This window comes from Cyanobium sp. WKJ7-Wakatipu, assembly GCF_024345355.1.
In the GTDB taxonomy this organism is placed as follows: domain Bacteria; phylum Cyanobacteriota; class Cyanobacteriia; order PCC-6307; family Cyanobiaceae; genus Cyanobium_A; species Cyanobium_A usitatum.
Genome location: NZ_JAGQAY010000033.1, coordinates 1 through 25,408 on the forward strand (window position 1 = coordinate 1; position 25,408 = coordinate 25,408).

Genomic DNA, 25,408 nt, shown 5'->3' on the forward strand with positions numbered 1-25,408 from the left:
CAGTATCCAGTACGAATCAATTTGCCGACAATATTGCATTGCTTGAGCACTTATGATCTGCTGCGACGATGCCGAAAGGCATTTTTTTATGGTGATCAGAGCTGGCAAATCTCGTAAATTTCGAGGTGCCCTCAAGAAGGGCTTCAAGAGGAGAATGGTCGGAATCCTCCCAGAATTCAATTGCCATTACCTGACTGTGTAGAGGTATCGTGTAGCCATCCACATACTAAGATTCATTAGGGCGGCATGCAACACTTGTGACAAGGGAAGCCTCAAGTGGCGCACCGGCAATTGCAGATGCTGGGCATCCAGCCCCAATGGGCTGAAATTGGCGCTCGTGAAATCCAGCAGGGTGATGTGCAGACCCACCAGCAGCTGCCAGCGGACCTGATTGACCTTGTCGTCGAGGGCGTCGCGGGCGGGGTTCATGACATTTGACGATGAACCGGAATGGCTGGAGCTGCGTGAGCGCCTACGGCGAACAGCTTCATGCTTAGAAGCCAAACCAGAAGATGCAATAGCTGATTTGAATGCTGAGCTTACATCCTTGCTCCAGATTGACTGGGTAGGCCGCCTAGAGCAACTCCTAAGTGGAGACAGCCTTTTTGCAATCAAAGTGAGAGCTAGATTCCGCAACGATTGGGAGGATAAGCCTGAGCCTGTAAATACGATTGTGATTTCGCAAGAAGAGACGCTCGAATTCCTGGAATACTTGAGCGAATATGGCTTTTAAATCTGCATTGCGTCATGGCGCCATCGATTGGCTTCTGAGTAGCGGAAACGTGAAAAGCAGCGACAATACCCTTTGTAGCCAAGGGACTGACAGGGCCTATCTGTTTGGACTAGTAGTGCAACTTGCAGCTGCAGGATGCATTACCAGTGGAGCTTATGCAAACACCTTCACGGCTCGTGATCGTGAATTTTACTGGTATGGCATTGGCGCTGGAATTGCAATCACTGTTTGCGAGCTAGAACTGAAAGGCGATGTGCGGAAAGGCTATGCACGTCGGTTTATTCGTGATGCCATTCGTAGCAATGAAATCCGCAGTGAGCCCAAGTCGGTAGATGGGCTAATTGATGCATCAAAGTCCAATAACTGCAGGGGTGTCTAGAGGCTATAAAACAAGTAGTCACTAAGAGTCAAAATGAAAAGCCGGCAGGCACTTAAATTGAAGTGCTTGCCGGCTGCTTTTTGTATGTGCCGCCTCTGAGCACTGTCCTTATTCAAGCTCAACAGAGTTAAGCAGCATTCTACAGCGGTAGAGGCGATCAGCATCGACAGCCCAACTGATAATTTGACTGTGCTTTGCTTCAGCATCATCTTTCATCTCAGCCACCACATCATCGTGGAAGTCCTCCAGCTTTCTAACTAGGTTCAAGGCAATCTGCTGATCTTCAGCGGAACTGGTATCAAGCTTCTCGATCAGCTCCAGCACCTGCTTGACCTTAGCGCTCTGCTGATGTTCAGGTTTTTCGGGCCGCTCCTTTTCATGCTGGTTTTCTTGCATGGCAATTAGGGCCTCTGGTGTATTGGGAATTGCAGAGTTTGCAGATGAGGTTTGACCAGCATCCACCATTTCTGGGTGCACCCCCGCATTTGGGTCAGCAGGCTTACCGCCTTGAAAGCGATAGCGGCCAGTAGCGGCGTTGGCGTCGTCTGCGGAGGGGTTCAGAGGCTGGTCGTTCTTCTGGCTCATTGGAGTCTGCGTTCAACTGCATTAAGGTTCGCCGATTTCACCTGGCTGTGCAGGTGTGCTGGTGCGAACGACGGCTGCTGGTTCACCACCACAGGGCATCAAAGTCCTTCATCAAGGACTGTGCTTGAACTTGACGCTCTGTGATCTTGGTCTGCAGATCTGCCACAGCCGCAGCAAACTCCTTCAAGTCACGTTTTAGAACCTGAAGTTGATGTTCCTTATTCTCCAGAGGGAACAGCGAAATTTTCAAGTCCCAACGGCCCAGGCTGGCACCCTCGTCATTCGCACGTGATTGCTTGCTAAGGGCGTTCATCCGATCCAGGCTTCGCAGCAACGACATAGACCGTGATGGCCGCACCCGCTCAGGTTGATCTTGGAACGCAAGGAGAGCTGGAGCCAGGCGAGCAACAGCCCCGTTGGAGCAGGGATCTGGTGCGCTTTCTGCCCCTCAAGAGCCAATTTTTGTTGAGTGGGAATGTGCGTGATCGCTATCCACTTCAGGTTGAGCAGGGGCGGGCCCGGCCTTTGGCTCTGCAGAATTATCTCGCTGAGCTGCTCCGCTCTGCAGGTATTGCCCATGTGCTGGCGTTCGATCCAGTCAATGGCTTCTCCCTTCCCCTTAGCGACGGCCTGGATCTCGGAGCTGAATTCCAGGGTCTTGCCTTCCTTGGTCTCCAGTGGGATCAAAACGGACGGGCCCCCGCCAGCGTCGCCCGGTTCTTTGAACTCCTGCCAGGGATTGTCCAGAACGAGGGTCCGCCCATCGCCCTTCTGGCCGACTTCTCCTCCCGCTATCTGGCGCGTGTTGATCTGCCCAGCCCCGATGAGCACAGCTGGTTCACCACAGCTCTCGTGCTTGGCCATGGCGTGAGGCCCAGGCCCGTTGGACCCAATCAGTCCCCTCTGTTCAACCCCCTGATCTGGATTGCCGACAAAGACGGTGACTTGCCGCCATGGCTTGTGGTCAACAACCCCAGGCTCCGCTCGATCACAGTGCCAAATCCTGATCGCCACACCCGCCGCCAGGTGGCTCCCACCCTCGTCAAGGGCCTACCAGGGGCTGCAACGTCCACAGAGGAGGTCTTGCGAGCTGCAGAAAACACCTTGGTGGAGCAATGCGAAGGCTTGCTGTTGATCGATATGGTTGCCATTACGGATCTCTGCCGGCGGGAGGCGGTAGCGATCACGGAGCTAGGGGATGGCATCCGCCGTTTCAAGCTCGGCGTCACCGAAAACCCCTGGGCCCAGCTCAACCGCGAGCAGATCCGTCAGGCGGACCAAACCGTTAGCCGCCGGATCAAGGGCCAAGACCATGCGGTGACCAAGATGCTGGACATCGTCAAACGGGCGGTGATTGGCCTCACCGGTGAGCAGGGCAAGCTCGGCCGGCCGCGAGGTGTTGCCTTCTTGGCAGGGCCCACTGGTACAGGCAAAACCGAATTGGCCAAAACCATCACCGAGCTGTTGTTTGGCGATGAGGGGGCCTACATCCGATTTGACATGAGCGAGTTTGCCGCTGAGCACTCTGATCAACGCCTGATCGGAGCGCCTCCGGGCTACGTCGGCTACGACGTTGGCGGCGAACTAACCAATGCGATCCAAGAGAAGCCGTTCTCGGTGGTGCTCTTCGATGAAATTGAAAAAGCGCACCCGCGCATCCTCGACAAGTTTCTCCAGGTGCTGGACGACGGCGTTCTCACATCCGGGCGGGGCGAGAGGGTCTATTTCTCCGAAGCCTTTTTGATCTTCACCTCCAACCTCGGCATCTATCGGATGGGGCCCGATGGTGAGCGGGTACCCAATACCAGCCCCGACGATCCCTTTGACGCTGTGCAGCAGAAGGTGTCTGGGGAGATCGACCGTTTTTTCAAGCTGGAACTGGGGCGGCCTGAGATTTTGAACCGCATCGGCGAGAACGTCATCGTCTTCGATTTCATCCGCCCAGATGTGGGGGAGGAGATCTTTTCGATGATGGTGGCAGCGATCCTGGAGCGGGTCGAGAGGGCGACGGGCCGGAGCATCACGCTCAGCGATTCGGCACTCCAACAACTTCAAGTGATTTGTCTTGCCGACCTCTCCGATGGCGGTCGCGGGATTCGCAACCAACTGGAAGCGCATTTGGTGAATCCGTTGGCTCGAGCACTCTTCGACCAGCCAGCCACTGGACCTGCCTGCGTCAGTGCTGTTCGGATCAGTGGTGGCTTAACGACCTTGGAATTCCAAGCAGGGGAGGGCAACTGAGATGACGGCTACTCCAATGCTTGTGAATCTCAGCAGGCTCCACTTCCCCGTCAGCAGCCTTGGCTATGGGCAGCGAGTTGCGGTCTGGTTCCAGGGATGCTCCTTGCAGTGCCCTGGTTGCGTCAGCCAGGACACCTGGGAGCACGGGCTGGGAACCATGCCGCTTGAAGGCTTGGTGGAGCAAATCGCCCGCTGGAGTGACACCGCCGATGGCCTCACGGTTTCAGGGGGGGAACCCTTTGAGCAACCAGGCGCCCTGCGGGAACTGCTGCTCTGGTGGCGACAGCAACAGGGGGGCGATGTCCTGGTCTTTTCAGGCCTGAGCTGGGAGCTGCTTCAAAGCACCTATCCCGACATCCTTGCGTTAATCGATGTCTTGGTCAGTGACCCCTTTGAAGCTGGAGCGGGCCAAACCTTGCCCCTAAGGGGTTCAGACAACCAGCGGCTGCACTGCCTCACGCCCCTAGGCCAAGAGCGCTACCGGCAAATACCGGATGAGCGTGTTTTGGATGTTTGCCTAGATGGCGACAAGGTTTGGCTGGCTGGGATCCCTCGGCCAGGGGATCTGGCCAAGCTGCGCAGCCAGCTCCAGGGTTTGGGCCTTGAGCTCAGTACATCTGATCAGGCGGGGTGCATGCCATGACAATCCGCCTGGTGAAAACCTGCCCGAGCTGTGGCCATGCCAACGACCCGGGGGAGTTCTATTGCGTGGGCATCTTGGCCACGGGACTGGCCTGTGGATTCACGATCCTCGATGAACCACCCCTGCCCGAAGGAGGGCAACCGATCCACCCTGAACCTGCAGCACCGGCTTCGGAATTGCCTGGGGCCCCAGAGGCGGAAGCTCCAGAGGCAGAAGCCCCAGCGGATGAAGCGACCAGCGATGGCCGTTGGTGCCTTAACGGCCATGCCATGCAGGCCAATGATGAAATTTGCCTGAGCTGTGGAGCGAGCGCAGTAGGGGCTTCAGAGCACCTGGATGACGACGCCTCCAGTAGTGCCATGGAGGCCATAACGGGTCAGCGACTCGATGCCATTCCCGCCGCAACCCGTGCCGATGACACCTTTCTGCGCACCTTGCTCAGGGCCGCGCACACCCAACTGGAGACCGATGCCAGCGATGGCCGCGGACACGGCGCTATCTGCCCAGATGCCTTTGTCATTCCCAGCCTTGAACCCCTGGAGGTGTCGCTGCTGGAGTCGGCCGTCGCAGCAAGCCAAGCCCCTGGACGTGGTGATCTGACGCTCAACGGCCATGGTCAGGTCTCCCGTTACTCGCCACCTGAGCAGCTGATCGGCATCCAATCTCCGGCCTCCGATTGGTGGAGCGTGGGCTTGGTATTGCTGGAGCAATGGCAAGGGCCCGGGCTTTGGGAAGGGATCCACGAACGGGCCTGGTTGCTCCAGGTCATCACCGAAGGCGTTGCCATCCCGGCTGGGATCGAGCCCGATTGGCGCGATCTTCTGATGGGTCTGTTGACCCGAGACCACAGCCAGCGCTGGGGAGCGGAGCAAGTGGGGCGCTGGCTCTCTGGGGATCGCGACATCGCGATTCACTACGAGACTGCGGCAAGTGAAGATGCGGGGGAGGCCATTTCCCTTGGTGGCGTGCGCCATCGCACCCCTGCCAGGTATGCCCTTGCCGCTGCCCAGGAGCAGAACTGGGGGCTGGCCTTGGAGCAGCTCACCAACGGTGAATTGCTCACCTGGCTGGAGCAAAAGCAGTGGGATTCAGAACCCGTTGCCGAAATCCGCCGCCTCGCCAATGACGGGGCCCTGCCTTGCGATGAACGGTTGATGGTGGTTCTGCTGCTGTTGAATCCCAACCTGCCCCTTTGCTTCAAGGGTGACTTGGTGACCCCCGCCAACTTGGCAGCCACCCCGGAGCGCTCCCGTGATTGGCTTCGGGGATCTGTGCCCGAGCGGTTACTGCGTATTGGGCGCCAAACCTGGCTGGCTGATCTGGCCGCCCGACGCTCCAACGCCATGGAGCTGGCCAGGAGCCTGAAGCTCAGCCTTGAGGAAGCACGCTTTGAAGCCGCTGCTTTGGTGAGCAACAGGCAACAGCTGGAAGCGGCCTGGGCCCAACGTCGCCGTGATTGGCCTGATGCCGTCCATCAAGGGGTCTTGAATCTGATCAGCAAGGGCAACCGCAGCGCTGAAGAGTTGCTGCTGTTGATCAGTGCCCCCCTCGAGCAGTTCCGTTCCGCCGCCCTGGTGCTGGAAGAAGCCAGGCAAGCGGCTGCAACCGCTGAGCTTCTCGATGGCTGGAGTGACGATGCAGCCCGGTCTTGGTTGGAGCAGGAGCGACGCAGTGTTCTCCGAACCCTCGCCGATCGTTTGGCGGATTTCGTGCGCTGCGGCATCCCCTTGGCAGACCATTGGGCCGACCAATTCCGCTACGAACGGCGCATCTCCCTTGCCAGGGCCCTGGTGCTGTTGGCCATCCCCCATGGGCAGTGGCAACGGCCGGAAGGGGGCGAACACTGGCAACGGCTGATGCATTTCTTTCAGCGGCGCGTCCTGGGGGGCATCCAGCGCGGTCCATTGCTGGCCTTGAGCATCAAGCCGGGCGGTGACCGGATTGACCTCAATGAACTTGGCAGCGATGTCCTGCCGGCCCAAACCCTTCTCGACCATGTCGTCTCCCGGCGGTCGTCGCTGCGGCTCATCGATCCCAGCCGATTGGAGGAAGCACCGGGGCTGGCCCAGCGTTTGCGGCGCCTCCGCCAAACCGTTGATGCCTACCAGCGCGAAACGGGCATAGCCGCGTTGCATCTGGGCTTTCCCCTGCTGCTTTTGAAACCGCCAACGGCAGCGCAGGACGCCACTCGTCAATCCAACCTCGTTCCGGTGTTGCTCTGGCCCGTTCAGATCGGCTCAGGTCAACAAGGGGCAGGGCCAAGCCTTGGCTTTGACAGCGAGCGCCAAGACGGCGAAGGAATCCGCCTGAATCCAGCGCTAACAAGCCTGCTCAGCCAAGGGCAGCGCCTCGAGCTCGAAGCAGCGGCTCTGGAAATCAGCCAGAGGGCAGCCCTCACTGGTGTGCAGGTGATGGAGGTGCTGAGCACCATCTTTCCGAGTAGCGATCTGGAACTGAAGCCGTGCCCCCAGGAGCGCAAGCTCGCCAAGGACGAAAGCCAACGCCTCTGCGCAGCAGCGGCCCTCTTTCACTGCACCTTCTCTGCCCAAACCTTGGCCCATGAACTGGCCCAGCTCGAGCGCAGGCCGGCGCTGGAAGGTCCCATGGCCTCCCTCTTGCGGCTTGGCGATGAGCGGGCGGTTAGCCCCGGTTCTCAAGAAAGCGATCCATCCCAGAACGATCTGATCCTGGTCAGCCAGGCCGATCCATCCCAGAAACGCGCGGTGGCGCAGGCACGCCAAACCCCAGGAGTGCTGATTCAAGGCCCTCCAGGAACGGGCAAAAGCCAAACCATCGTGAATGTGGTGGCTGACGCCATTGGTCGCGGCGAGCGGGTTTTGGTGGTGTGCCAGAAACAGGCCGCATTGGAGGTGGTCCGCAACCGCCTGGATGCCGTAGGCCTCGGCGCAAAGCTGGCCTTGATTACCGATCCGGGCCGGGATCGCCGCATCGTCCTCCAGCAGTTGAGGCAACAACTCGACAACCTGGCCCAGCGCCCCGATGCCCGCTCGCTGGCACCGGCACGGGAAGCCATCGCTACCGATGTCTACCGGCTCGAAAGCGAACTCGATGATCTGCATCAAGCCATGGCCATGGCCGTTGGCAGCAGTGGCTTCGGCTACGGGCAGGTGATTGAGGAGTTGATCGCCGCCCAGGCCATGGGCAGCAGCCTGGATCTCCCTGGCTTGAGGCCTGGGCTGGTGGGCCTGCACCACGAACAGGTGCGAACCCTGGCAGAGCTGGGCGGCGATCTGGCCCCCCTGTGGCTGAGAGCCAAAGCAGAGGGGAGTGCCCTCAAGGTGCTGCAGCGGTTTTCGACGGATCCAGGCAACCTGGCTTCCCTGCAAGACGCCCTCAGCAAGCTCGCCGATGCGGAGCAGTACCGGCAACAGGCCTGCTTGGAAGCAAGCCTCCACTCCGGCGGGGTGCTTGAACCGCAGGATGCAACGCAAACGGAATATTGGCTCAAGCTGCACGGAGCAGCGTTTGTTGCCGCGTCTCAGACGCTGGCGGCATTACTGCCCGACTGGCTCCCTTTGTTCAGCGATTCCAGCGGCCAAGCCCTCGAGGAGCGCCTTGCCATAGAGATTCGTCAGCTGAGGCTGATGCAAGAACCGGGCATCGCCCTCCGCTGGCACTCTGTTCTGGAGCATGTCAATGACGACGATCTCGACGAACTCAACCAGGCAGCGGCCCGGTGGTTGCGTTGGCATCGCTCCTTGCTGCGCCACGTGTATCCCCGTTTTGGCCAGGCCAAGGCCACCCTTGGGGCCCTAGCCAACGATGCCCTTGGCTCTGGTGCAGCGGGGGTGGCAGAGCTCAAGACCTATCTGGACCACGCCATCGGGCTGAGGGTCCATTGCCGGGCTTTGGAATCGATTCAACGTGCTCTGGGACTCGATGCCAGGGTGATCAACAGGCGCCCACTGCAGCTTTTGGGGCAATTGGAGGCCCTAGCCGCCCTGCTGCAGGAAGGGCGAGGCCTTGTCGAAGGCGCTGCCCAGTGCCCGGAACCCCAAGCCTGTGAGCTGGCCCTGCAATCGGGCCGCGCCGAATCCCTGCGGGACTTGGTGGGCGGCTTGCGTCTGGGCATCCAACGCCAGGTCCTACGGCAACGCAGCCTCCAACGCTTAGACACCCTGACGCCTTGGTTCCAACCCAATTGGATCGCCAGTTGCACCGAGGCTGTGGCCCTGAATCAATCGATCGGCGCGGAGCTCGCTGCCATCGCTGCCGCCATGCCCACGGTGGTGGACTACCAGCTGTATGACAGCCGCACCCGGGGCTTGTCGGAGCAGGAGCGCCATCTGCTCAGCCACTTCAGCGCTGAACGCTCCTGCCTTGAACAGGGCCCTGAAACCGCGGTGGGTTCAACCGTGCGGCAAACGATCTGGCGTGAGGCCCTGTTGGCATGGCGCAGCCAAGCGGAAGCCGATGAGCCGGTGTTGTTGCTGGCCCGGGAAGACGTGGAGCGCCGGGTGGAGCGACTTGCCGCCCAGGACGAGCGGCTCGTGGCCATCAACCGAGAGCAAACCGCCGCCTTGCAGAAGCCCGAGCGGGTCCTGCAACGGGCGCAATGGGACGAGGTGGTGATGCTGACGGGGCCCAGGGCCCGCAAGCTGCGTGAGGTGGTGGAGCTTGGCGAGGAGCGCGGCCTGTTTGAGCTCAAACCGGTCTGGTTGGCAAACCCGGAAACGGTCGCACGCATCTTCCCCCTAAGGCAGGACTTGTTTGATCTGGTGATTTTTGATGAGGCGTCCCAACTTCCGGTGGAGCACGCCTTACCAGCCCTCTACCGAGCTGGTCGGGTCGTCATTAGTGGTGACGACAAGCAACTGCCCCCCACCAGATTTTTCAACACCGGTTTTGCCACCGACAGCGATGACGACAGCGATGGGCTGGATGTCTTTTCAGAGGATGCCATCGAGGCCCAGGAGATCCGCCGCCAAGTCAAGGACTGCTCCAACCTGCTGGAACTGGCCACGGCGGCTGGCCTAGCCGAAGTGTCGCTCGACATTCACTACCGCTCCACCTATCGGCCGCTCATCAGCCATTCGAACGCTGCCTTTTATCAAGGCAAGCTCAGCGTGCCGGCCTTGCATCCCGCCGATGAGATACGCAAGCGCAGACCCCTGGAACTGATCGCTGTCAATGGCATCTATGAGGGCCAAAGCAACCGTGATGAAGCAGAAGCGATCGTGGCCTTTCTCGCCGAGCTGTGGAGCAGCCACCATGAAGCACCCAGTCTTGGGGTCGTGAGTTTCAACAAAAACCAAGCCGATCTGATCGAAGACTTACTGGAGGAGAGGGCCGATCAAGACCAGGCCTTCTTCAAGTCTCTGGTTCTTGAACGGGCACGGCGGCACAACGGAGAAGACTGCGGCTTCTTCGTCAAAAACCTGGAAAACGTGCAGGGGGATGAGCGGGATTGGATCCTGTTTTCGACCACCTTTGGCCGGGATCGCCAAGGACGTTTCAATCGTGTCTTTGGGGCGTTGGGGCAACAGGGAGGGGAACGGCGGCTCAACGTCGCCACCTCCAGGGCCCGCGACAAGGTGGTGATCTTCAACTCAATGCCGATTGAGGAGATCAGTGACCTCCCGAGGAGCCGCAGACCACCAGAAACGGCCCGCGACTTTCTCCAGTCGTATTTGATCTATGCCGCCGCCATCTCCGATGGCCGACTGGAGGATGCGGAGCGCTGGCTCGAGCGCATTAACGATGGGCCTCGCCATGGCACGAGCATTGGGGCAGCCCAAGGCAGCGGCAGCGGCTTCGTGGCAATGGTGGCCGAGCACCTGGAGGGGCTGGGATATGCGGTGGAACGGGCACCGGCGCAGGATGCCTTTGGCTTTGATCTGGCCATTAGGGATCCCGCCACGGGGCTGTTTGCCCTTGGTATCGAGTGCGATGCCCCGCGGCACCACGATTTAAGGCAAGCCCGCGACCGAGAGATCTGGCGGCCGGCGGTGCTGAAACGCTGCGTGCCCCATACCCACCGCATCTGGTCGCGGCTCTGGTTGGCCGACACCAACAGCGAGAAAAGGCGCCTGCAGCGAGCCCTTCAGCAAGCACTGCCGACAGAACAACTGCAAGCAGAATCCCTGCCAGCTCCGCTCTAATCGCCGGTTCGTTGTTCCTATCCCTTTAGCCAAACCTTCCGACCACTACCTCCTTTTCAAACCATGAGCGGCCCCAAGATTGTCGATATCCGTGTCCTCCAGGCCCAGCGTGAACGTCAGCTGAGGCTGCTGCGCGAGCGCATTGCCTACCAACACAAGCAGTGGGAGCTCTCCCGCCAGCGGTTGCAGGTCGCCATTAACGAACTGGCCGACCAGGCCGATGGCCAGACCGTGAAGACGATCGAGGCCGCGGTGCAGCAAATCGAGCAGCGCTTCCAAAGCTGGCCCGATGACACCGACCTCGAGCAACTGCTGCAGCTCAGTGAGGCTCAACTGCGGTTCATTGAGCAGGAGACCCAGGAACTCAAGGAGCAGCTCACCCGCCAGTTGGCTGATTCCCGCCAGGGCCAGCGCTCCCTGCAGCTGGCCATCGCTGATGCGGCCAGCCGGTTGGAGCGGGCGGGGCTGGGCGCTGAGCGCGATGAACTCCTGGCCCAAGCCACTTCTGTTGCCCTCGAAGCTGCCCTGGACAGGCTCACCGCTGCCGCAGTGGAAGAGCGCGATGGGGCCCTTGCTGCAGCCACCACAGAGCTGGTGGGGAGCATCAAGCCTGAAAAGATTGACGCTGGGCCAATAATCGACACCGCTGGCGAGCGGGTCGGGCGATTGCTCGTGCAACTGGAACTACTGGGGGAATCCAGCCAAATTGCAGGGTTCGCCCAGCGCTTGGAGGACTTGGTCTTGGTGGTCGATGGATCCCAGCGCCGGCTTCTCACAGATTCGCTGGCCCTGGAGATCGATGCGGCCCTCAGTGCTGACCGTGTTGAACAAATACGCCAGGCCAGTCTGTCTGAACTGGAAGCGGAACTGGCTATCTATCCAGCGGCTCCACCAGCGTTGATCGAGCAGCTCCACAACTTGAAAGCTCAGCCAAAAGCAGTGATCACGGAGGTTGGAGCTGCGGTACGCAATTGGTGCGATGCCGAGGCCCAGCGCCAAGACGGCGAACAGATCCGTTCGCTGGTGTTGGGATCCCTGCGAGAGCTGGGTTACGACGTGCGGGAAGGCATGGCAACAGCCTGGGCAGAAGGCGGCCAGCTGATGTTGCAGAAACCCGGAAGCCGTGATTACGGAGTGGAGCTGCAGGACGTAAGTGGCCGGGTGCGAACCCAAGTGGTGCGCTTTGGCGATCCGGCGGCAGACCCCACGGAGCAACAAAAGCAGCGGGATGTGGAAGTGGAGCAGCAATGGTGCACTGCCCATTCGGCCGTACTCAAAAACCTTCAAGATGCAGGTCTTGAGGCCAAGATTCTGGCTTCACGCGCAATTGGCGAGCTGCCCTTGGAGGTGAGGGCTGTGGATTCGGCAATGATCGCGGAGCAGCGCAATGCGGCGACCACCCCAGCCGCCCCTAACCAGCGCCAGACGAAAGGAAGTTAGCGCAAGCTTTCACAGGCCTGGCCATTGCCATTGCCATTGCCATTGCCATTGCCATTGCCATTGCCATCGTGCCACCACGCCAAACAGTGCCGTCGTCGTTCGCATTGGAGCACCATCGACATGGGACAAATCCAGGAAACTCAGTGATCGGACCGATTGCTGAACGATGCCACTCTCCCCACCAGACGAGACCAGCTCTGCCGCAGCTGAGCTGGCACAGCAGCGGCTACTCGCTGATCTCCAGCAGCTAGTCCGCCCCCGCCATGCCCGTTGGGATGAGCTGGGGCTGATGAGCGTGCGCAGCTTTGTGCTGGAGGAGCTGCAGGTCCATGGCCCGGTGGAACAGCACCACTTCGGGGAGGGGGCGGATGCTGGCGTGAACCTGATCCTGCGGCTACCGGGCCAGCGGCCGGAGCTGGCGCCGGTGCTGGTGGCTGCTCACTACGACGGACCACTCGGTTCACCCGGCGCCGACGACAACGCCAGTGGCGTGGCGGCCCTGCTGGAGTTGGCCCGTCGCTGGGCACAAACTCCACCTAAGCGCCCCGTTTGGCTGGTGGCGTTTGACCAGGAGGAGTGGGGCATGGTGGGGAGCGCCGCCCTGGCCCGTGAGCTCAAGAGCAGCGGCCAGCGCCTGCACCTGATGCTCAGCCTGGAGATGCTCGGCTATACGGCTGAGGTGCAGAACTATCCGCATGAAGCAATGAAAGCCGTGTATGGCAGCCGCGGAGATTTCATTGCTCTAGTGGCCAACACCGGTGCGGCCGCCTTGCTGCCCGGCCTCAGCGGCGGCATGGGGGCCCATGTGAAAACGAAGGTGCTGCCGGTGCCGTTCAAGGGTCGTCAGCTGCCGGATGTACGCCTCAGCGACCACAGCCCCTTCTGGGATGAGGGCTACAACGCCGTGATGGTGACCGACACCTCATTCATGCGCAATCCGCATTACCACCAACCATCCGACACGATCGAGACCCTGGATCTGCCGTTTCTGCAGGCGGTGATCAATGGGTTGGATGCGGCGATCTCGGGCTGCTGAACAGAAACTAAAGGGTTGCTAGAGCCGCCACAGGGTGGCCAGTGGCACCGCCCAAAGCCCATGCCCCATCGGCAATGTTTCATTGCCATCGTAAAGAACCAAGCCAGCAATGAACTGATCACCCGAGAGCTCGGCCAACTTGTGCAAGCCAGCGAAATCGCGTGGTTGCACCGAGGCCTTGGCCTTAATCTCCACGCCGATCAACTGGCCTGCAGCATTTTCGATCACCACGTCGACCTCGCGCTGATCCTTGTCGCGGTAGCTGAGTACCTGCAGATCGCGCTCACTCCAGCTGGCCAGCTTGAGCAGTTCGCTCACCACATAACACTCCAGCAGAGGGCCAAAGGCGGTGCGATCTCGCTTGAGAGCAACGGCGTCTGCTCCCCTCAAATGGGATAGCAGGCCTGAATCCAGAAAATGAAGCTTGGGCGATTTCACGATCCGCGCTAGGCGGTTGCTGCCCCAAGGCTGGATCCGCCTGATCAGGAACAACTGCTCAAGCACACCTACATATTTGGCGGCAGTCTTGTGATCCAGCAGCAGTTGTCCGGCAAGCGGATTCAAATTGGTGAGTTGACCAGCCATCTGCGCCAACGCCCGCAGCAGCCGTGGCATCTGCTCCAGCTTCTCAATGCTGGCGATGTCGCGCACATCACGGCTGAGCAGGGCGGCGGCGTACTGACGCAGCCAGGCTTCACGCCGGCGAACTGTGCTGCGGGCGACGGCCTCGGGGTAGCCGCCACGCAGCACCCGCTCCACCAGCGCCTCCCCAGTTTCGATGGCTCGGTTTCCGCTGGGAAGCATTGGGATGTCTCCAGAGAAGACACACTCCAGCCATTGGCCTGCAGCACCGTCCAACTCGCAACCCGCCAGCGGCAACAGCGTCAGCACTTCCATGCGTCCGGCCAGGGAGTCGGCCACCGACGGCAACAGGCGGAGATCGGCGGAACCGGTGAGCAGAAATCGGCCCGGCCTGCGGTCGTTGTCAACCGACTGCTTGATTGCCAGTAGAAGCTCGGGAGCCCGCTGCACCTCATCGATCACAGCCCGATCCAGGCTGCGCACCAGCCCGGTGGGATCCTCGCGGGCAGAGGCCAGGGTGGCCGCATCATCGAGGCTCAGCATCCGGAACCCTCGATCGCCATACGTGGCGGCCAAGGTGCTTTTGCCTGCCTGCCGGGGGCCGTTCAGCAGCACCACGGGCGTGTCCGCCAGCGCTTCCTGAATGAGCGGGGCCAACCGCCGTTCTACTAAGCCCATCGCCACGTGGTCACCACCGACCAGACTGGAGCAGGCTAGCGCCCAAATTGGAATTAGACCCCGTCCAAATTGGAATAAAGTGCCGTCCGAATTGGAGCGAAGGAGCCATGAGGTGACATTGCTCTCAGCACTGGAAACGTGGTGACGGCCTCTGCTTTGCCCCCAGAGCGCACGCCTGACACAGCTCAGCGCTGTTACCGGCAGGCGGGAGTGAGCGAACAGGACTGCGAGCGGCTGGCCGGAGCGTTTGTTTACGAGGGGCTGCTGATTTGAAGCTCCGTGGGCTGCTCGATCCAACACTTAATTGAGCGTCGTTCGCACGTTGCTCACCACGCATTCCGACTGTTTCGGTTGTGATGGTCTGATCCAGTCTAGCTCAACCAACACTATGGACTATGTCGCCTATCTGACCCCTGTTGCGATGGAGATTCGTCAGCTTGTGCAGCAGAAGATAAGAATCATTGAAAACAGCTCGATTTGCAAGAAAACAACTTAGTTTGGCTACATCGATACGCGTAGACGTGAGTTGTCGATCTGCACAGCGCGGATTATTGCTTTTGGAGATGCGGAGCGCCATATCAATGAAACGCTTCTGCATGAATCTGTTCATGTAGCCCAGGCCTGTAAGACAGGCTTCCGGGGGATGCGCGCTTTTGGCATCAACTCTTCTGCCCTAGTGCTCACCGTCTCACGTGAGCAAGATCTCAAAATGTTTGATCGGGTATACCGCAATAACAAAGCACTTGAGCGAGAGGCCTTCTGGATGGAGGACAAGCCAAACGAGGTGCTCTACGTGCTCAACAAATACTGCTTCTAAGGCAGGAGCGTGGATGGCGGTGGATCAGGGCATCTGCCCATACAGATCCACTACCTCCTGGGCCTGCTGCAGCTGTTTCTGCCGCAGTGCGATGGGTTGCTCGATGCGGATGCCAGCGCCCCAGCGGAACAGCCAGTTGTGCAGGTCCCAGTCGTGCTCAATGGTCCAATCGGGCAGGCGGAATTCCACGGGATAGGGATGGCTATCACCGGCAGGATTGGGCGTGAGAATACATCTTGTATTCGGATCCTTGCTGTCATCGCCCTGGATTGCTCTGGAGAAGGCGATGTGCTCCAGCGGATAGCGCCGTGGTGTTTCCTTGATCAGAATGAACACCCAGGGAGTGCAGGAAAACCGCAGCACCTGGTAGGGCGGCTTAACACTGCGGCACAGCAAAGGCCCCATCACGGCCAGTTGATCCTCGATGGACTCGCCGAAATAGACACCACCGCAGACGTCCATCAGTCGCTCCAGTCGCTCGAGGGCATGGGCGTGCTCCTGCTCGCTGCTGCGGCGGACATTGCCATCCTCTTTTGTCAGAACAAGACGATCGAGGCGCAGCACGCGGATCAGGCCGAGGCCGTCGCTGCGGCCGATCGGGGAGGTTTCAAAGGCCAGATACCAGCTGATGTTGTGGAAAATCAGCTGCAAGGGCCAGGCACGAAAGCTGCCGTCATCGCCTCGTTTGCGCTGCTCTTGATCCACCACGTCAGGGGTATGGCGCAACCACACCCGGCGGCGGTCGCGGATCGCCCGCTCCACCCGGGGAGAGAGCTCCAGGCTGGAGAGGGTGCCAGGCTTTTCTTCCGTGTAGGAGCGGTGGGCCAGGGCCCGCCGGGGCTGGCGTAGCCGGTCGGGGTTGCCATCAGCGCCGAGGATGCCAGCGCGTTGGAGCCGCTCCTCAAGGGTGAGCAGCAGGGGCTTCTGCGATTGATCACTAAGGCGATCATGAGAAGCCTTGAGCTGGGCGTGCACCTGCAGCAATTGGTCGGCCGACAGCAGCGCCGTGCCGATCGCGTAACCCTGGCGGCGACTGTGGGGGCGACCCTTGCCCTTCACGGTGGGCAGGAAGCCGTAGGGGGTGAGAACGTGCTCGATGTCGTAGCGGAGAGCCGCTTCCTGGTCGGGGCGGTAGCTCCCCTCGATCTCCTGGAGGTTGTCGATCAGATGGCGGTAGAAGGGGCCGAATTCCGTGCTTGCCCGCTTGGCCCGCTTTGGCCGGGGGGAAGGAGGAGCGGATGGCTCCGGCTCCGATTGCTCCCGATCTGATGACGCTTCTGGGGCATCGAAGGGATACTTGAGCACATGGCGCAGCAGGGTGAATACCCGCCGGAACACCTCCTGGCTCGCCAGAGCGGGCTGGCCGCCGTTGACGCTGCTCCCCTCCGGGGGGCCGCCGCTGCCGGCCTCGATCGGCTGGTCGCTCTGCCAGTCGAGGCCCGTGAAACCATTGGCCTCCAGCCAGGCCAGGTCGGCGCGGATGGCAGTGGCATCGGCGTAGCACTCGCTGTTGCCGCCGTGTACCTCGTTCCAGCTGCCGAGATAGGCAGCGGCGCGCTCGGCCACATCGCCCTGGGGCGGTGGATTGCAGATCTTGAGCAGCTCGGCCGCCGTGCCGGGATCGCTGTCGTCTAGGCCGTTGAAGCTGGTGAGCAGGCGGAGCAGAAACAACAGCCGCTCCAGATCCAGCAGGCGTGAATAGCGGTGCAGCTGGGGGGTAACGGCACGTTGGCGGTTGAGGGCATTGCGGATGCGGCCATCCAGGGCTACCAAGCGGCCGCGTAGATCGTCATCGCTGCCTTCTCCAGCTCCGGGGTTGAGGGTCACGATCGTTGCAAAGCCCTCGGCCCGATCCGGCCGAAAGAAGCGGTTGTCGAGGCTGGCGTGGAACTCCTCGATCACCGACTCGGGCACGGGTCGATCACGCCGCAGCGCCCAGGCCTTGCATTGCTCCCGAGTTGTGGTTAGCCACCAGCCAATCCACTCCACCGGCTGGGGCAGCTGCAACCCCTGGGTGTACATCAGCCGCCAGGGCCGGCGGGCGTGGGTGGCATCGATGATCACCGGCCGACCGGCCGCCACCGCGCTCTGCAGACGCTGCAGCAGCACGGTGCGGATCTCATCCCAGGGGCCCTGGACGGCAGCATCGCCAAACAGCTCCGCGCGGATCACATCGGTGGAGAGCACCAGGCAGGGGCCGCCATCGGCCCCCTGGAGCATGGGCGCCAACTGGTTCGCAAGAGTGGTTTTGCCACTGCCAGGCGGACCGATCAGCAGGTGGCAGCGCAGGGGGCTGGTGCTCATCGATCCATCGTGCATCGGCTTTAGTCCTATTGCCACATCCTCCTGCGAAGCACGCTGCCGTCGTTCGCAGGATCTGGGCTCTGATGTAGGTGCCGCCGCCAAAGACTGACGGGATCAAGCGCATATCGACCGGTGACCAGCCTGCCTCACAAGCCCTATCGCGTCCCCACCATGCTGCGCGATTTGCAGCTGGTGGATTTTCTGGAGCTCACCGGCAGCACCACCGCCAGCGCTGCGCAGATCGGGATGTCGCAGCCGAGCGTAAGCCGCCGCTACCGAGCCTTAGCAGCCGATCTGGAGCTGCAGCGCCTTCCCGGCGATCCGATCGGCAAGCGCTACGGCCATACCCCCTGGCTGCAGTTGCTGCGGCAAGGGATCAACAGCCACCGGCTGGCTTGGGGTGTGCTGCGCATTGGAGGCGCCGATGCAACAACCATGGGCCTGAAGGGCCAGTGCGGCGTGGAGTGGGTGACGCTCGGGCGCCGGCAGTGGCAGCACTGGCAGCCGCTGCTGCAACAGGAGCTGCTCGATGCGGTGGCACTGCAGAAGCCCCCAGCGGAGGAAGCAGCTGTGACCCTGCCCTATCGGCTGCTGCAATGCCCCAACGGCTGGCTCGCCTGCCGCCCCGAGCAGCAGGTGCTGCGGCTAGCCGTCCAGCTCTGCGAACCCTGAACTCGGGCCGCTGCTACTAGCGGCCAGAGCTTCAGGAGAGAGGCATGCAGTGGAAGACATGCTTCTCAAACCAACCCTGGGGTTGGCAACCTGCTCAGCGTTGCTGCGGCGTCAAGGTGAGCAGGTTGTCAGAACGGTCGTAGCTATAATTGGCGCGAGTATTTGCTTGCGTCTTGGCTGGTTGCTTCTCCATGGCGTCGTAGTGAGCGCGCATGGCCTTAAGACGCTCCTCATAGCCGGGATGGGTTGACTCGGGCTCGGTAATCGAGCCATCACCGATTGAGCGGTGCATGAACTCAAGCCCTTGCTGGCAGACACGGCCGGGGTAACCAGCGCGGCTGAGCATGGTGGCGGCATCACGGTCAGCTTCCAGCTCGAATTCACGAGAGCGTTTCAGTTCTCCAAGATTCTTTTGCTCCTCTGGCTGCCCTTTGAGGTTGTGATTGACGTGATAGCTCTGCTCAAAGATGTGATCGCGCCTGATATGCGCGATCTCGTGAGCCACCGTGCATGCCAAATAACCGCTGTGGGGGCCGTAGGCGCGGAAGGTGGCACGGGGTATTACTACGGTGCCGCTGGACGCCGCCCAACCCTGAATATCGCCAAGGGAATAACCCTGGCGCATCAGTTCGTCCCAACCATTGCCATAGCGCTGATAGGGGTTGAGTTGGGCAAACATCTGACACTGATCAGGCTTGCAGAGCCCCCGTTGCTCGGCCAGTTGGGCGGTGTAGCTACCGCTAGCCACCATGAAAGCGATCGGCTGACTGCCTAGGTCGTTGCCGCGGCTTAGACGCCGCAACACGGTCTCAAGGGCTCGCACCTCCACTGGCGGTCTCTGGGTCCATGACCAGGCACCAACACCACTAGCTACTAACCCTGCGGCTGCCAGGGCAATCGCAATGCTTTTTTTGACTGGAACTGCCATGACTCAAGGCTCCAACAGATCAAGCAGTCGCCCAGCTTCATCGACGAGGCGGTGGCGCTTGCCCGTGCTGCGGGCGCGGGCCTGAGCAGTGCGGTAGGCATCGGCCTGGTTGTGCTTTTCCTGGAAGCGCTGCCAATGGCCAAATTGGTCTTGCCACTGAATAATGATGCGGACCATGGTGGGGAGCCGGGTAACTGCAGCCAGCATCGGGGCTGCAAGCACTTAGCCACGCAACCCTCCTGCGAATGACAAAGCTCAGCTCAGCTGCTGGCGCAGAGCCTCAAGAGCTTTCTTCTGGGCCCGCTGCGCCGCTAGGCGCACCTCACGGTGCGACACCGACATGGCGCAGATTTGCAGCTGCTCTGCTGGAGAAAAATCGGTTGCCCTGAGGAAGAGGCCTGGTGTTAAGGCTGGATCGGCCACCTTCATCGGGTCTGATTTTGGGGCCATTCGCAGCGAGCCAAGCCTTCGGTTTGGGTCAAGACAGGTGTTCAGTGATCTGCTGTATCCGGTCATTCCCTTGCATGGCTTCTACAAGGAGCTCCTCCCAGTCATCTGGAGGTTGACCTCTGGTCAACATGGCCTGGAACATTCGATAGGCATCGCTCTTGCTGCCGTAGGCGCGCTTGCTCAGCTGGTCGTTAACCCAACCGAGCACGATCACCTTCGAGTGGCTGTGAAAGCGAAAGAACAGACGGTATTGCTGGAAGAATTTCGCCCTGCGCCAGTGCCGATACTCGTTGCCCAGGGTTGATCCCTGCTGAAACTCCTTGCGGCTGGGGTCCTGGGGGATGTCGTGGAGCATCAACCTGGAGATCGCCGCTAGGTGCTTGCTGGCGGCCTTGCTTCCATACCCCTGGTAATCCTTGCGGCGGAGGGCCTCCACTTCCGTGATCAGTGCCTCCAGTTGATCGAGGAACAGAGGGTGCGCATACACCCGCCAGCCGTTGATCACGAGTGCATCTGTATTCGTCTGGCCCGCCATCAAACGGTGACGTCTGTGGCCAGGTCGCCAGCGCAGTCATCGTCGCCTGGCAGCGGTGCATCGAGATTCACCTCAATCCCGCCCACCAGCTCCTGCAAGCGGCCCGCCAGATTCGCCGTGATGGGTAAGAGACGCTCGGGATGGGCGGCGATGTCCTCCTGCAGCAGCGCCAGGAAAGGGGCCAGCGCCGGATCGTCTTCTACAGGCTCAGGGCAGGCGCGCTGCAGGACCACCTCGCCATTGGCACGGAAGGCATAGCGGATTCGGTCACGCTTGCGCAGCCCCAGGGCCCGCCGCACCGGCTGCGGCACGGTGGTCTGGTAGCGGTCGGTGAGAGCTGATTCCACCTCCTCAATCAGTGATTCCCCAGCGGTGGCAGCCGGAGAAGAGGCGGGGAAAACAGCCATGGGGCACGGCAAGAGCATTGCACCAATGGTAATGCAACTGCATTGCCATGGTTGCTGGCGCAGAGCGGCAATGGCCTTCTTCTGGGCCCGCTGCGCCGCTAGGCGCACCTCACGGTGCGACACCGGCATGGCGCTGATCTCGAGCTGCTAGGCAGCAGCGCGGACTGAAATGCATTCCCGGTGCTTGCGCCGGTGCTTTTGATCGCCGTGGTTGTGCCATTGGTTGCGCGGCACTGTCGCCTTCTGCGCTGGCGGAGCGGGCCGGTCCGATCAGGCTGGCGGGCAGCACTTTCAGCTAACGCCATGCTCCGCATCCACGGCGACCGCAACAGCCTGCTGGCGGCCCTTGCTGCCCACTGGGTCGACCAGCAACTGCAGATCCCACCTCCGCTCAAGCCGCAGGTGCGGCCGATCCGCCGCCTGCCAGGGCTGCTGCAGTGAACGGCCCTGGCAGCATAGATCGATAGGGCCTCAGCCCGCCCCCACCAGCTGCTGCCGCAGAGCCTCAAGCGCCTTCTTCTGGGCCCGCTGCGCCGCTAGGCGCACCTCACGGTGCGACACCGACATGGCGCTGATTTGCAGCTGCTCTGCCGCCTGCCGGAGTGAGAGGCCCTCAAGGATGGTGAGCCTCAGGGCCGTGGCTTGAGCTGCAGGCAGCTGATCTACTAGCTGCTCCAGCGCCAGATCATCAGCGGGCCCGGCTGCTTCTTGCTCTGGGGCCGCCAGCTGATCGAGCAGGCACGGCTCGCCAGCGGCGTGGCCATCAAGGCTGATGTGACCCAAAGGGCACTGACCCTGCTCATGCAGCCGGCGTGGAATGCGCACCAGCCGCACCCGATCGCGCAAGTGATGCTGCAGGGCACCTGAGATGCAGCGGCGCAGATAGGGCTCTGCCGGCTCACCTGCTTTGCAGCGCAGCACTGAACGAAGCAGGGCTTCTCTGGCTACCTGGATTAGATCCTCCCGCTCAACCAAAGGGAAGAAGCGGCGGGCTACAGATGAAGCAACGGCATCAGCCAGGGAGAGGTGCTCCAGCACAAGGGCATCGCGGGCACGGAGAGCAGAGCGGGAAAGCGGGGCAGCCATCTGGGGACGGCAGAGAACCCCACCCCCAACTGCCAGCCGCAGGGAGGTGACAAGGACGCCCCCACGGGGCGCATGGCCCGATCCTTGACGCAGCGCGAGGACTGGACGAGGGATTCAGGTGGGTGTTTGACGGCCTGGTGGCGACCCCGGTCTCGATGTCGAGGAGGCTTTCAGCGGTAGCTGAGGAGCTCCTCTATCGACATGCCGATGTCTTTGGCGAATTGGCGTAGCAGCGGCGGTGCAATGTCGCGCCCTTTATGCGCCGGGACCGTCGTGCAGCGTCCTTTGGCATCACGGAACTGCTGGTGGAAGCCGCGCTGGCGAATCACCTCAAACCCCAGCTTCTTGAGGATGTCTGCTACCTCCGATGGCTTGAGAACAAGCGTTGACCCCATCGTTCAAGACGAAACGGAGATTTGCTGCAGACCTACGAAATCACTTTCCAGAGTCGGATCGCCATCCTCCAGGAGCATGGAAATCACCTGCTCAAGATTGGCCTGCAGCTCATCAAGACCTTCACCCTGGCTGTGAGACCCCGGAAAGCCGGGGACATAGCCCACCAGGAGCCCGGTCTCAGGGCAGCGCTCAATCACCGCTGAAAACGTGTGCATGGTGGCGGGGTTTCGTCTGGCCACTCTGCTGCGGACAGCCCATGGATGAAAGGCCCCAGCCACCCGTTCCTGCCCGCACGGCCTGTGGTTAATGACCTGCCGACCTTGCCTTTGGCACAACGGCTGAGCAACGAATCACCCGAACTGGGCATCCACCTACTCAATCAGTGCCTCTGCTTGGGTGCATCGTCGTAGCGGTAGAAGCTCGGATATACCCACACCCCGCGCGACTTCAGGAGAAATCACTGAGCAGCACGCCCTGAATGATGGCCTCATGCACCAGGGATCCAGGCTCCCGCATGCGACGTTCGGCTTCTCCGCTGGAGTGGAGCAGCAGATCGACCGACAGGTCAGGTTGGGCCACTGCTCCCCAGAGTTCGGCTAGCAAGGCAAAGCGGTCTTGCCCTGCAAGCCAGTCATCTGGAGCCGTGACCAGCAGGTCGACATCTGAATCAGCACGTGCCTCTCCTCGAGCTGTTGAGCCGAACAGGCGCACCTCTGCGTCAGGGATCAGCGCGCGGATACCAGCAGTCATTAGTTCATCCTTAAGGCCGACACTTGCACTGTGGAGGTCATGCCCTTAATGCACCCGCTGAGACGCGGCAACAAGGATCTTCCTTGCATCCTTAAGCAACAGAAGCAGTTGCTGCTGGCGCAGTGGCGATGGGATGAATCCGAACCGTAAGTAGAAGCCGGCCGCGTCTTCGTTGAGCGGATGGGTCAAGATCGCTCGAATTCCGGCCTGCTCGGCGATCAGCAACGTCCGCCGGATCGCGTCCTGCAGCATGCCGACACCGATGCCAAGGCCTTGGTACTCGCGTGATACTGCAAGCCTTGCCAGGATGACCACAGGCAGCGGGAATCGACCCATGCCCTGCCGCAGGCCTCTGGTGCCTCCGCTGTGTCGACCTGGCCCACGGAGAGGCTGAAATACCCGACGACGCGATCATCCTGGTCGGCGACGACGAAAGTTCTGGCCGAGCCACTGCCCTGCGCTTGGCGGGCATGGTGCAGCAACCAGTTGTTAAGGGTGGGCTGGCCGCAATCAAAGCAATCCAGCCGGTGCTGAACGGCAAGCGGCTGGGGCGCCCGCCAAGTCACGGCGCATCCCAAGGTGCCTGCCGAGTGAACAGATCTTGCAGACCTTGATTGACCTGTTCAGGACTCTCCAGCAGATCCATCAGAGCCTGGGCTTGGGAGCCAGAGACCATGAACAGGCGCTGATCTAGGAGTGTTTGCTCGGCAGCGAGGCAGGCAGTGTCGAGGATGAAGTCGGTGAGCGATTTGTGGCTCACTTCGGCGGCACGGCGCAGCACGGCCTCCTGATCCGGCGTGGCGCGCAAGCCGAGCCGAGCTGAGCGCCCAGGGGGCGACGTTCCGATGGCAGCCATGGTGAAAACCCTCCGAAACGACCACTTTCTAACGTTAGTACAACTGACGCACAGATGCCGCCTACTCCAGCATCTCCAGCGTGCGCGCACAACGCCGCCCGATCCGATCCAGCAGCGCAGCTGCGCTCACCAGCCCGGCGGCTTCAAAGAGGGTGAGGCTGCTCACCGTCTTGGCGGCATCCAGCTCGCTGCCCATCAAGAGCTCCAGGGTCTGGCCGGGCTGGTTGAGCTGGTCGTCGATCACGCTGATCACCGCCACAAGCCGCTGCCAAAGCAACGGCTCCGCCAGGTAGGAGCGTGCTTCATCTAGGCCTGCGATGCCGTAGCGCTGGGCCATCTCGGAGTACCCAAGCCCAGCCAGCTGCGGCAACACGAACCAGATCCAGTGGCTGCGCTTGCAGCCAGTGCGGAGTTCGGCCAGGGCTTGCTCGATAGCGCTGGGGTTGCCGGCGTTCTGGGCCGTGCAGAAACGGGTTAAGCCTGGATGCTCAGTCACTTGGTTTCTTTGTGCCTGCCCATCAGACTTGTATGGAGGCGCCCTAGGTGGCGTAGCCGGCGATGCTTGCCTCCCCGGTGACGCCGGGCCACAGCCTGGTGATCCCACGACGGCATGTAGCCGATGGGTTTGCGTTGCACCAGCCAGAGTGGAACGCTGCAGTGGGGCTGAATTCAAGCGTGGCCGTCGGCCAGACCGTTTTTCATGCCCACTGGCATCTGATCCCTCGGCGGCAGGGGGATTGCGGGGAAGCAGGGGTATTGAATATTGCCGGACAAGGCAGTTCGCAGTAGCTCAAGTTACAGAAGTCAGATAGATTGAATGCTTCAACTTGAATGTCGTCCCATGGCGTCCATCCCTTGGCGACTCAAGCAATTGGCGGGTGGAACGCAGTCGCCTTTCGAGCGGGCGACATCTCGGCTGGTGAGCCTGAAGCAACAGGTCGAACAACGGATGCGCACACCTGGGACTGATCAGGACGAATTGCGCCGCTTACTGACTCGCGCCCAGCGGGTCAAACGAGTTGTTGAAGCGCAGAGAGTTCTCGATCCAGTTGTGACTGATCCTCGCAAGACCGCCAAGCCAAACACCGGCCGCGTCAGCAAACCGGGGATGCCCGGCGCGCCTCGCGGTGGGGGCTCTAGCCGGGCTGGGTGAGCTGCCATCAATCGAGTTGGGCACAGCCTCCAGCCGTTGTCGCGACAACGGGCGCACCAGATAACCGTAGGCTTCTTCCATGTTGGTGATGCCGTAGCGCCGAGCCATCGCTCAGTCGCCCAGGCTGGCAAGCTGCGGCAGATCGAACCAGATCCCCTAGCTGCGTTTGCGGCCAGAGCACACCTCGACAGGAGCCTGGAGGTGCGCGAAAATCGTGAATAGAGTTGCGTTTTCCGTATCAGCATTCAAATGACTATGCAGTTGTTTGGACTTGTAAATAACCAAATTGCCTCCGAGATCGACGATCTCGTCAGAGGAATTGTCGGCACAGCCGTTTTCAGGAAAGATGCTGCCCGCTCCAAAAACCCCTTTCCTTCGAGTACAGACCTAGAAGCTGCAATCAAGCCTTGGATGATATATAATGAGTTTGTTCATCATCCCAGACTCAAGCACCCTGCGACGCAAAAGGGCTTTGAATACGACTTCTTTAGGGCACCTCGAAAAATCGCAAGACCGCTTGATAGCGACCGAATTTGAATTATACTAAGGCTTCAAGATTACATGCTTTCCATGGGCCAGCGAGGTTTCTGGGACGAACAACAAAGAGTTGCAAAG

Annotated in this window: 30 protein-coding genes; 12 read left to right on the plus strand and 18 right to left on the minus strand. The window is 60.9% G+C overall.

The window, feature by feature from the left end; genetic code table 11:
* Positions 1-186: 186 nt before the first annotated feature.
* Entirely contained in the window at positions 187-429 is a 243-nt protein-coding gene (locus KBY83_RS13390) for a hypothetical protein (RefSeq protein ID WP_255020021.1), read from the minus strand.
* Between KBY83_RS13390 and KBY83_RS13395 the strand changes: the two genes are divergently transcribed.
* Complete coding sequence (locus tag KBY83_RS13395; protein WP_255020023.1) at positions 428-733, plus strand: hypothetical protein; 306 nt, start codon at positions 428-430, stop codon at positions 731-733. The genes KBY83_RS13390 and KBY83_RS13395 overlap by 2 nt on opposite strands.
* Positions 723-1,112, plus strand: a complete 390-nt coding sequence (locus tag KBY83_RS13400; RefSeq protein ID WP_255020024.1) for a hypothetical protein — start codon at positions 723-725, stop codon at positions 1,110-1,112. The genes KBY83_RS13395 and KBY83_RS13400 overlap by 11 nt, the downstream gene beginning before the upstream one ends.
* A gap of 108 nt (positions 1,113-1,220) precedes the next feature.
* Here the strand turns inward: KBY83_RS13400 and KBY83_RS13405 are convergent, their stop codons facing one another.
* Positions 1,221-1,697 (minus strand): hypothetical protein, encoded by a 477-nt coding sequence (locus KBY83_RS13405; RefSeq protein WP_255020026.1) that lies wholly within the window; start codon positions 1,695-1,697, stop codon positions 1,221-1,223.
* A gap of 82 nt (positions 1,698-1,779) precedes the next feature.
* Entirely contained in the window at positions 1,780-2,037 is a 258-nt protein-coding gene (locus KBY83_RS13410) for a hypothetical protein (protein ID WP_255020027.1), read from the minus strand.
* Between the two features lie 8 nt (positions 2,038-2,045).
* Between KBY83_RS13410 and KBY83_RS13415 the strand changes: the two genes are divergently transcribed.
* From KBY83_RS13415 to KBY83_RS13435, 5 genes are all read left to right on the plus strand, one after another.
* Positions 2,046-3,938, plus strand: coding sequence for an AAA family ATPase (locus KBY83_RS13415; RefSeq protein ID WP_255020028.1), 1,893 nt, complete (start codon positions 2,046-2,048; stop codon positions 3,936-3,938).
* 1 nt (position 3,939) lies between these two features.
* On the plus strand, positions 3,940-4,581 hold the full coding sequence (locus tag KBY83_RS13420) for a 4Fe-4S single cluster domain-containing protein (protein WP_255020029.1): 642 nt from the start codon (positions 3,940-3,942) through the stop codon (positions 4,579-4,581).
* On the plus strand, positions 4,578-10,703 hold the full coding sequence (locus KBY83_RS13425) for an AAA domain-containing protein (protein ID WP_255020030.1): 6,126 nt from the start codon (positions 4,578-4,580) through the stop codon (positions 10,701-10,703). Before KBY83_RS13420 ends, KBY83_RS13425 begins: the two co-directional genes overlap by 4 nt.
* Before the next feature lie 63 nt (positions 10,704-10,766).
* Positions 10,767-12,143, plus strand: a complete 1,377-nt coding sequence (locus KBY83_RS13430) for a hypothetical protein (protein WP_255020031.1) — start codon at positions 10,767-10,769, stop codon at positions 12,141-12,143.
* Between the two features lie 166 nt (positions 12,144-12,309).
* On the plus strand, positions 12,310-13,179 hold the full coding sequence (locus KBY83_RS13435; RefSeq protein ID WP_255020032.1) for a M20/M25/M40 family metallo-hydrolase: 870 nt from the start codon (positions 12,310-12,312) through the stop codon (positions 13,177-13,179).
* 18 nt (positions 13,180-13,197) lie between these two features.
* On the opposite strand, the gene KBY83_RS13440 is transcribed toward KBY83_RS13435, so the two are convergent.
* On the minus strand, positions 13,198-14,418 hold the full coding sequence (locus tag KBY83_RS13440; protein ID WP_255020034.1) for an ATP-binding protein: 1,221 nt from the start codon (positions 14,416-14,418) through the stop codon (positions 13,198-13,200).
* A 162-nt stretch (positions 14,419-14,580) separates the two neighbouring features.
* Here KBY83_RS13440 and KBY83_RS13445 point away from each other — a divergent pair, with 162 nt between their 5' ends.
* On the plus strand, positions 14,581-14,712 hold the full coding sequence (locus KBY83_RS13445; RefSeq protein ID WP_255020035.1) for a hypothetical protein: 132 nt from the start codon (positions 14,581-14,583) through the stop codon (positions 14,710-14,712).
* Between the two features lie 253 nt (positions 14,713-14,965).
* On the plus strand, positions 14,966-15,256 hold the full coding sequence (locus KBY83_RS13450; protein ID WP_255020036.1) for a hypothetical protein: 291 nt from the start codon (positions 14,966-14,968) through the stop codon (positions 15,254-15,256).
* Positions 15,257-15,280: 24 nt separating this feature from the next.
* Here KBY83_RS13450 and KBY83_RS13455 read toward each other — a convergent pair whose 3' ends face one another.
* Positions 15,281-17,560, minus strand: a complete 2,280-nt coding sequence (locus KBY83_RS13455; RefSeq protein ID WP_255020037.1) for an AAA family ATPase — start codon at positions 17,558-17,560, stop codon at positions 15,281-15,283.
* A gap of 132 nt (positions 17,561-17,692) precedes the next feature.
* Here KBY83_RS13455 and KBY83_RS13460 point away from each other — a divergent pair, with 132 nt between their 5' ends.
* Positions 17,693-18,232, plus strand: coding sequence for a LysR family transcriptional regulator (locus tag KBY83_RS13460; protein ID WP_255020040.1), 540 nt, complete (start codon positions 17,693-17,695; stop codon positions 18,230-18,232).
* Between the two features lie 94 nt (positions 18,233-18,326).
* Here KBY83_RS13460 and KBY83_RS13465 read toward each other — a convergent pair whose 3' ends face one another.
* The 5 genes from KBY83_RS13465 to KBY83_RS13485 form a co-directional block, all read right to left on the minus strand.
* A complete protein-coding gene (locus KBY83_RS13465; RefSeq protein ID WP_255020041.1) occupies positions 18,327-19,160 on the minus strand; it encodes a M48 family metalloprotease in 834 nt (277 codons plus the stop codon).
* Positions 19,161-19,163: 3 nt separating this feature from the next.
* Positions 19,164-19,337, minus strand: a complete 174-nt coding sequence (locus KBY83_RS13470; protein ID WP_255020042.1) for a hypothetical protein — start codon at positions 19,335-19,337, stop codon at positions 19,164-19,166.
* A gap of 78 nt (positions 19,338-19,415) precedes the next feature.
* A complete protein-coding gene (locus KBY83_RS13475) occupies positions 19,416-19,610 on the minus strand; it encodes a hypothetical protein (protein ID WP_255020043.1) in 195 nt (64 codons plus the stop codon).
* Between the two features lie 28 nt (positions 19,611-19,638).
* Complete coding sequence (locus tag KBY83_RS13480) at positions 19,639-20,145, minus strand: type II toxin-antitoxin system YhaV family toxin (RefSeq protein WP_255020044.1); 507 nt, start codon at positions 20,143-20,145, stop codon at positions 19,639-19,641.
* A complete protein-coding gene (locus tag KBY83_RS13485; protein WP_255020046.1) occupies positions 20,145-20,552 on the minus strand; it encodes a type II toxin-antitoxin system PrlF family antitoxin in 408 nt (135 codons plus the stop codon). The genes KBY83_RS13480 and KBY83_RS13485 overlap by 1 nt, the downstream gene beginning before the upstream one ends.
* A 303-nt stretch (positions 20,553-20,855) precedes the next feature.
* Between KBY83_RS13485 and KBY83_RS13490 the strand changes: the two genes are divergently transcribed.
* Positions 20,856-20,993, plus strand: a complete 138-nt coding sequence (locus tag KBY83_RS13490) for a hypothetical protein (protein ID WP_255020048.1) — start codon at positions 20,856-20,858, stop codon at positions 20,991-20,993.
* Between the two features lie 30 nt (positions 20,994-21,023).
* On the opposite strand, the gene KBY83_RS13495 is transcribed toward KBY83_RS13490, so the two are convergent.
* From KBY83_RS13495 to KBY83_RS13525, 7 genes are all read right to left on the minus strand, one after another.
* Complete coding sequence (locus KBY83_RS13495; protein WP_255020049.1) at positions 21,024-21,638, minus strand: sigma-70 family RNA polymerase sigma factor; 615 nt, start codon at positions 21,636-21,638, stop codon at positions 21,024-21,026.
* Positions 21,639-21,808: 170 nt separating this feature from the next.
* Positions 21,809-22,033, minus strand: coding sequence for a type II toxin-antitoxin system HicA family toxin (locus tag KBY83_RS13500; protein WP_255020051.1), 225 nt, complete (start codon positions 22,031-22,033; stop codon positions 21,809-21,811).
* Between the two features lie 3 nt (positions 22,034-22,036).
* Positions 22,037-22,249, minus strand: coding sequence for a type II toxin-antitoxin system HicB family antitoxin (locus tag KBY83_RS13505; protein ID WP_255020052.1), 213 nt, complete (start codon positions 22,247-22,249; stop codon positions 22,037-22,039).
* 232 nt (positions 22,250-22,481) lie between these two features.
* The gene (locus tag KBY83_RS13510; protein ID WP_255020053.1) at positions 22,482-22,784 is read right to left on the minus strand and encodes a nucleotidyltransferase domain-containing protein; all 303 of its coding nucleotides are present in this window, start codon (positions 22,782-22,784) and stop codon (positions 22,482-22,484) included.
* Between the two features lie 45 nt (positions 22,785-22,829).
* Complete coding sequence (locus KBY83_RS13515) at positions 22,830-23,120, minus strand: GNAT family N-acetyltransferase (protein WP_255020054.1); 291 nt, start codon at positions 23,118-23,120, stop codon at positions 22,830-22,832.
* Positions 23,121-23,346: 226 nt separating this feature from the next.
* Positions 23,347-23,640: a DUF1778 domain-containing protein gene (locus KBY83_RS13520; RefSeq protein WP_255020055.1), complete on the minus strand. Its 294-nt coding sequence runs from the start codon at positions 23,638-23,640 to the stop codon at positions 23,347-23,349.
* A 61-nt stretch (positions 23,641-23,701) separates the two neighbouring features.
* Entirely contained in the window at positions 23,702-24,136 is a 435-nt protein-coding gene (locus KBY83_RS13525) for a DUF1810 family protein (RefSeq protein WP_255020056.1), read from the minus strand.
* Positions 24,137-24,198: 62 nt separating this feature from the next.
* Here KBY83_RS13525 and KBY83_RS15545 point away from each other — a divergent pair, with 62 nt between their 5' ends.
* Positions 24,199-24,429 (plus strand): HIT family protein, encoded by a 231-nt coding sequence (locus KBY83_RS15545; RefSeq protein ID WP_396094042.1) that lies wholly within the window; start codon positions 24,199-24,201, stop codon positions 24,427-24,429.
* Between the two features lie 199 nt (positions 24,430-24,628).
* Here KBY83_RS15545 and KBY83_RS13530 read toward each other — a convergent pair whose 3' ends face one another.
* Positions 24,629-24,901, minus strand: coding sequence for a hypothetical protein (locus KBY83_RS13530; protein WP_255020058.1), 273 nt, complete (start codon positions 24,899-24,901; stop codon positions 24,629-24,631).
* Positions 24,902-25,408 lie beyond the last annotated feature (507 nt).